At 74.4% G+C, this 5341-nt stretch carries 6 protein-coding genes; 5 read left to right on the top strand and 1 reads right to left on the bottom strand.

Going from position 1 to position 5341, the window contains the following annotated elements:
* The coding region (locus tag AB0J52_RS25990) for an ABC transporter ATP-binding protein (protein ID WP_500184881.1) at positions 1-499 on the bottom strand (499 nt) is incomplete at its 3' end.
* 112 nt (positions 500-611) lie between these two features.
* Between AB0J52_RS25990 and AB0J52_RS25985 the strand changes: the two genes are divergently transcribed.
* The 5 genes from AB0J52_RS25985 to AB0J52_RS25965 all read left to right on the top strand — a co-directional run.
* The gene (locus AB0J52_RS25985) at positions 612-1412 is read left to right on the top strand and encodes a TetR/AcrR family transcriptional regulator C-terminal domain-containing protein (protein WP_500184880.1); all 801 of its coding nucleotides are present in this window, start codon (positions 612-614) and stop codon (positions 1410-1412) included.
* Between the two features lie 89 nt (positions 1413-1501).
* Complete coding sequence (locus tag AB0J52_RS25980; protein WP_500184878.1) at positions 1502-2680, top strand: hypothetical protein; 1179 nt, start codon at positions 1502-1504, stop codon at positions 2678-2680.
* 1 nt (position 2681) lies between these two features.
* The gene (locus AB0J52_RS25975) at positions 2682-3452 is read left to right on the top strand and encodes a TylF/MycF family methyltransferase (RefSeq protein WP_500184877.1); all 771 of its coding nucleotides are present in this window, start codon (positions 2682-2684) and stop codon (positions 3450-3452) included.
* 97 nt (positions 3453-3549) lie between these two features.
* Positions 3550-4716, top strand: a complete 1167-nt coding sequence (locus AB0J52_RS25970; RefSeq protein WP_500184876.1) for a glycosyltransferase — start codon at positions 3550-3552, stop codon at positions 4714-4716.
* A 101-nt stretch (positions 4717-4817) separates the two neighbouring features.
* Positions 4818-5341, top strand: a 524-nt coding sequence (locus tag AB0J52_RS25965; protein ID WP_500184875.1) for a hypothetical protein, incomplete at its 3' end; no start/stop codon positions are given.

Here is a 5341-nt window from a genome sequence, read left to right as displayed (position 1 = left end):
CGACGCCGGTGGTCGGCTCGTCCAGCAGCAGGAGCCGGGGCGCCCCCGCCATGCTCGCGCCCAGGTCGAGCTTGCGGCGCATGCCGCCGGAGTAGGTGCGCACCAGCTTGTCCGCGGCCTCGACCAGGTCGAAGCGCTCCAGCACGTGGTCGGCGCTGCGGCGCGCCTCGGCGCGCGACAGCCCGTACAGCCGGGCGACCATCTCCAGGTTCTCGCGCCCGGTCATGCCGCCCTCGACCGCCGCGAACTGCCCGGCCAGGCCGATCGCGCTGCGGACGGCCTTGGCGTCGCGGCGCACGTCCTGCCCGAAGACCCGCAGCTCGCCCTCGTCCGGACGGACCAGGGTGGCGACGCTGCGCACGAAGGTGGTCTTGCCCGCGCCGTTCGGGCCGAGGACCGCCACGATCTGCCCGGGCTCGACCCGCAGGTCGAGGCCGTCCAGCGCGGCGGTCTTCCCGTAGCGCTTCACGAGTCCGTGGGCCTCGATGGAGGGGGTCATCCCGAAACCTCTCGATCGTTGTTCGACCATCAAACGTCATTCTGCGACTCGATCAGCGTTCCAGTCAAGACGGGTGTTCGAGCCGGACTGCTACGCTGAGGGGGAGATGGACATGAGCAGCGAAGACGAGCAGCCGGCGGTCGCCGGGTTCGATGTGGCCGCCACCCCCCTGCCCGAGCCGCCGTGGCGCGCGGGCTCGCGGTCCCGGTCGGCGGCCCCCCGCGTCCCGCTCACGCGCGAGGCGATCGTGGACGCCGCGATCCGCGTGCTGGACCGCACCGGCCTCGACAGCCTCTCGATGCGCGCGGTGGGGGAGGAACTGGGCACCGGCTCGGCGTCGATCTACTGGCACGTCCGCAACAAGGGCGAACTGCTGCAGCTGATCGTCGAGCGGGTGATGGGCGGCGTCCGGCTGCCCGAGCCCGACCCGTTCCGCTGGGAGCAGCAGCTGCGCGGTCTGGCCGCCGACATGCGCGCGGCGATGAACAGCCACCGCGACATCGCGCGCATCTCCATGGGGCGCGTCCCGTTCGGGCCGACGACCGTCCGGTTCATCGAGTGGCTGTTCCAGCTCCTCGGGCCGGTCGGCGTCCCCGACAAGGTGATCAGCTACGTCGGGGACGTGTTCGCCCTCTACATCGGCGCGCACGCGTTCGAGGAGAGCCTCGGCGTCGTGTCCCCGATCGGCGAGGAGATGGCGCCGGAGGCCGTCCGCGACATGTTCGGCGGTTACCTGGCCGCGCTCCCGGCCGACCGGTTCCCCAATGTGCGCCGGCTCGGCGACCGGCTCTTCGACAACGACGTCGAGGCGCGCTTCGACTTCGGCGTGGACCTGCTGCTGCTCGGCCTGCGCCGCTACGCCGGGCCGGACGGGTCGGACGCGCCGGACGGGGCCGGCGCCCCCCGGCCGTAGGCGGCCTCCAGCGGTAGTCGAAGCGGACTCCACCCGCGTCGGCGAGGTTGCTGGGCGAAGCAGCCGACCTCGCCGCCGGGAGCGCGCCGATGGAATCCGTCCTCGCCCCGCCCGACCCCTCCGTGGTCGAGCGCCTGATCGCCGCCGCGGACGGGACCGTCCGGGACACCGAACGCGCGCTGGCCGACCTCGCGCCCGAGACCGTCGCGGGCGTCCTGCTCGCCGAGCTCGCCGCGCGCCTGGAGGTGTCCGGCGGGCCGCCGGCGCCCGCGCGGGTGCAGCTCGACCTCGGCCGGCTCGGCTACGTCCTCGCACTCGGGCCCGACGGCCTCACCGCGAAGCCCGGCCGGATGGACGCCCCCTGGACGCGGCTGCGGCAGGACCCGGCCGAGCTGGTCCGCGCGGTGTTCGGCGCCGCGGGGGACTGGCGGGACGCCACCCGCGAACTGATCGTCGCCGAGGAGCCGCGGCCCGACGCGAACGGCGGCTCGGCGCGGTGGGACGACCGGCAGGCGTCGGTGCGCGCCCTGGCCGCGCTCACCGCGGCGTGCGAGCCCCGCACCCCCGACCTCACCGCGCTGGCGACGCGGTGCGCCTCCGACAAGTGGGGCGTGCACTTCTACACCCCGTACTACCAGCGGCACCTCGCGCCGTACGCCGACCAGCGTGTCCGGGTGCTGGAGATCGGCATCGGCGGATACCAGTCCCCCGAGCACGGCGGCGCGTCGCTGCGGATGTGGCGGCAGTACTTCCGGCGCGGGCTGGTGCACGGGCTGGACATCCACGACAAGTCCGCGCTCGAACGCCCCCGCATGCGGACCCATCGCGGCGACCAGGGCGATGCGGCGTTCCTGGCCGCGCTCGCCGACGAGATCGGCCCGCTGGACATCGTCATCGACGACGGCAGCCATCTCAGCGGCGACGTCCTCGCGTCGTTCGGGGTGCTGTTCGACCGGCTCGCGCCCGGCGGGCTGTACGTGATCGAGGACCTCCAGACGTCCTACTGGCCCGGCTGGAACGGCGGGCACACCGACCCGGACGCACCCTCGACCACGGTTGGCCACCTGAAGGCGCTGGTGGACGGCCTGCACCACCGGGAGCGGCCCGCGGCCTCGGCGCCGACCGACCGGACCGTCGGCGCGCTCCACCTCTATCCGAACATCGCCTTCGTGGAGAAGGGCCTGAGCAGCGAGCGGGCCGCGCCCTCGTGGCTGCCCCGCGACACCGGCCCGAACGGACGCATTTCCACCCCCGGCCAAGGAGACTGACGTGACCGACCTGTACCTGGACCTGATGAAGAAGGTCCTCACCAACGTCATCTACCGGGACCCCCCGATCATGGCGTTCGAGTACGACGAGCGCGGCGGACGCGCCACCGAGGACGCGCGCGCGGACGGCCGCGACTGGCCGAGCGTGGCGCACACCATGGTCGGCCTGAAGCGCCTGGACAACATCCAGCACTGCCTGGAGCAGGTCATCGCCGACGGCGTGCCGGGCGACGTCATCGAGACGGGGGTGTGGCGCGGCGGCGCGTCGATCTTCGCCCGCGCGGTGCTGCGCGCGCACGGCGTCACCGACCGCACCGTCTGGCTCGCCGACTCCTTCGAGGGCATGCCCGAGGTGGACCGCGACCGCTATCCCGGCGACCACGCGATGAACCTGCACAAGTGCAACGACGTGCTGGGGGTGCCGCTGGCGACCGTCCAGCGCAACTTCGCGACCTACGGCCTGCTGGACGACCAGGTCCGGTTCCTGCGGGGCTGGTTCCGCGACACGCTGCCGACCGCGCCGGTCGAGCGGCTGGCGGTGCTGCGGCTGGACGGCGACTTCTACGAGTCCACGATGGACGCGCTGGTCCACCTGTACCCGAAGCTGTCGCCCGGCGGGTTCGCGATCATCGACGACTACCTGCTGCCCGGCTGCCGCAACGCCGTGCACGACTACCGCGCCGAGCACGGCATCGACGACGAGCTGATCGACATCGACGGCGTCGGGGCGTACTGGCGGCGCACCGCGGCCGTGGCGTCGCGGGTGGCCTGATGGCGCGGCTGCTGTTCAGCACGTTGCCGTCGCTGGGGTGCGTCCAGCCGAACCGGGCCCTGATCCAGGCGCTCCTCGCGCGCGGGCACGAGGTGCTGTGGCACACCGGCGGGGAACACGAGGCCCTGGTGCGCGACCTCGGCGCGGGCTTCGCCCCGTACGTGCGGGCCCGCTCCTACGCGGCCATGCCCCGCTGCCCGGGGTCGGGCTGCGGCGGCTGTACGTCGAGCGGGCCCCCGGCCTGCTGGCCGACCTGCGTCCCCTGGTGGACGGCTTCCAGCCGGACGTCGTGGTCACCGACCGGCACTGCCTGGGCGTCCGGTTCCTGCACGAGCAGGGCGGACCGCCGTGGGCGATCGTCAACGAGACCTCGCTGATCGGCGCGTGCCCGTCCGATCCGCCGAGGACCGGCGCGCCGCAGCCGTCGTCCGCGCCGGGGCGGCTGCGCAACCGGGCGCTGAACCGGGGCGTGCGGCGGCTCGCGCTGCGCTCGCTCAACCACGCCTACCGCGACCTGCGCCGCTCGGTCGGGCTGCGCGACGACGGCCTGCCGCTGCTGGACGCGATCATGTCGCCGTTCCTGTTCCTGCAGCCGACGAGCCCCGCCTTCGAGTACCCGCGCCAGGTCTGCCCGCGGCAGATCCACCTGACCGGCCCGATGATGTCGCAGCGCGCCCACGGCCCGTTCGAGCCGCCCGCCTGGTGGGACGAGCTGGACGGCGACCGCCCGGTCGTCCACCTCACCCAGGGCACCACCCAGCTCGACACCGATCAGCTCGTCCGCCCCGGCCTGGAGGCCCTGGCGGGCGGCGACCACCTGGTCGTGGTGACCGTCCCGGACGCCGACGCCCCGCCGGACCTGCCGCCGAACGCGCGGTTCGCCCGCTACATCCCCTACCAGGAGCTGCTGCCCCGCGTGGACGTCGCGATCAGCAACGGCGGTTACAACGGCGCGCACCTCACGCTCGCCAACGGCGTCCCCATGGTCGCCGCCGGGGTCAACGCCGACCAGCCGGAGAACTGCGCCCGCATCGCCTGGACGGGCGCCGGGATCTGGCTCGAACGCCCCACCCCGGCCGGCCTGCGCACCGCCGTCGACCGCGTCCTGGCCGACCCGGCCTACCGCGCCAACGCGCAGCGCGTGGCGGCCGACTTCGCCCGCCACCAGGGGCCGGACAACGGAGCGCGCCTGCTGGAGAGGCTGGTGGCGACCGGTGAGCCCGTGCTGCGCCCCACCGCCTCCTTGACCGCCGCGACCACCTGAGCCGGACGTGTGGTCCGGGACGAGCGCGCGGGCCGGGGACGGGCGGAGCGGCACCGGCGTCGTTCGAGCGGCGCTCCAGCCCGCCCGCGCACGATCGGACCATGACGCTGGAACGTGAACACACAGAACAGGCCGTGCGGTCCGAGGACGTCGAGCGGCTCATCCTGGCGGCCGGGGGAGGGGTGCGCCACGTCCGCGACGCCGTGGCCGCGATCGGAACCGAACGGGCCGCCGCGGTGCTGCTGGACGAGCTGGCGTCCCGCTGCGCGATGGGCCGCTCGGTGCATCCCGTCCAGGTGCTGGTGCGGCTGCGGCACGGGGACGGGCGCGTCGAGGCGCCGCTGCTGTTCACCCGGGGGCGGCCGGTCCAGGTGGCCGCCCCGTCGTCCGCGCCGGAGGTGCTGCGCTTCGACATGGCCGTGGTCGATCTGGCGCGCGCGATGTTCGGGCCGGGCGACGACGCCGTCCCGCACCCGGCCCGCACCGAGCAGCTCGCCCCGCTGGACGGGGCGGAAGGCTCGATGGACCTGGACTGGTCGCTGCTGGGCGCGGCGGCGCTGGCCGCCGACCAGCTCCTCTCCGCCTGCTCCGGCCGCGCCCCCGACCTCGGCGCGCTCGCCCTCGG

The sequence above is a fragment of the Spirillospora sp. NPDC049652 genome (assembly GCF_040675125.1).
Lineage (GTDB): Bacteria > Actinomycetota > Actinomycetes > Streptosporangiales > Streptosporangiaceae > Spirillospora.
The sequence above is the reverse complement of the archived record's forward strand: the minus strand, read 5'-3'. Positions and strand labels throughout refer to the sequence as shown.